Here is a 1,336-nt window from a genome sequence, read left to right as displayed (position 1 = left end):
GCGGCTGAGCAGCAAGTGCTGAAGGCGACGCCGCACCATGGGCAGCGTCCATTGCACTCGCTTCCGGGGGAAAAAGCGCTCGACGCAGCGCGAGGAAGCCGTGGGCCACCATGCAGAGGGTGGCGTGGTGATGAAAGCCTCTCCAGCCGCGTCCCTCGTAATGGTCCAGTCCCACCTCGCCTTTCATCTCCTGGTAGTCGCGCTCGACTCGCCAGCGCAGCTTCCACAGCCGCACCAGCGTCTTGAGGGGCGTGTCCGCCGGCAGCGAGCAGTAGGCCAGCTTCGTCGGAGTCTTTAGCCCTTCAGGCCATTGCGCCAGCAGCCACACCTCTTCCGAGGGCGCCGCACGCCTCGCGTGCCGCTCCGCCGTGCGCACCCGCACCGCGGCGAAGCGAGAGGACTGCTCGCCCAGGCTGCCTTCACGCCAACGCACCGTCTTCCATTCCTCCGGGGGCAACTGGCGCACCAGCTCTTCGAGGGACCAGGGCTCCACGCCTTCGGCCACGTAGCCTTTGCGAGGGCGCCCTCGGCGGCCTTCTACCCTGGGCGCAAGCGCGGGCATGGCGCCCGGAGGCCAGGCCGTGTGCGTGCCCGTCACGCCCACCAGGAAGTGCAGTCCACGCTCCCGCACGCCGTCGCGGAACTCCCGGGCGCTGCCATAGCCCGCATCCGCCAGCACCACGTGCCGCCGGACGCCCCACGCCAGTGCGTCATCCAACTGGCCCAGCGCGATTTGCCATTTCGTCTGGAACTTCACCGGCGCGGGCACCCCCACCGCCTTGCGACGCGTGCGGCTCTTCGCCCACGCCTCCGGCAGGTACACCTGCAACGCCACGCAGCCGCTGCCTCGTTCTCCCGCCAAATGCAGGCTCACGGCCACCTGGCAATTCTCGGTGCGCCCCAGTGTCCCCGAGTACTGCCGCGTCACGCCCACCGAGTGCTCGCCCTTCTTGGGGAAGCCCGTGTCGTCCACCACGTACGCTTCCACCTCGGGCAACTGCTGCTCCAACTTCAGCGCCAGCCGGCCCCTCATTTGCGCGTCGCTCCACTCGGACACCGACACGCACTGGTGCAGCCGCTGCCGCATCGCTTCCACCTGCGAAGCGTCCTTCACCAGCCGCGCCGCCATCGGCTCCGTGCTCTTGCGCTCCCCCTCCAGCAGCAGCCCCGTCAGGTACCACTCCATCGCCCGCCGCCGCTCACTGCGACCCATCCCCTCCACCATCGACTCCAGGTACTCGCGCAGCTCTCTGTCCAGCTTGCGCATCTGTGCAGGGGTCATGACCTCGACGTAGATCATGCCCCTCGACTCGACGCAACTGACTGAGTAGTACTA

General features: G+C 68.3%; 1 protein-coding gene. It reads right to left on the bottom strand.

The window, feature by feature from the left end:
- Positions 1 to 1,282, bottom strand: a 1,282-nt coding sequence (locus tag D7V88_RS41525) for an IS701 family transposase (protein ID WP_120545962.1), incomplete at its 3' end; no start/stop codon positions are given.
- Positions 1,283 to 1,336: the final 54 nt, after the last annotated feature.

This window comes from Corallococcus terminator, from assembly GCF_003611635.1.
Classification (GTDB): Bacteria; Myxococcota; Myxococcia; order Myxococcales; family Myxococcaceae; genus Corallococcus; species Corallococcus terminator.
Note: the sequence above shows the minus strand (reverse complement) of the source record. Positions and strands in the feature narration are given on the sequence as shown.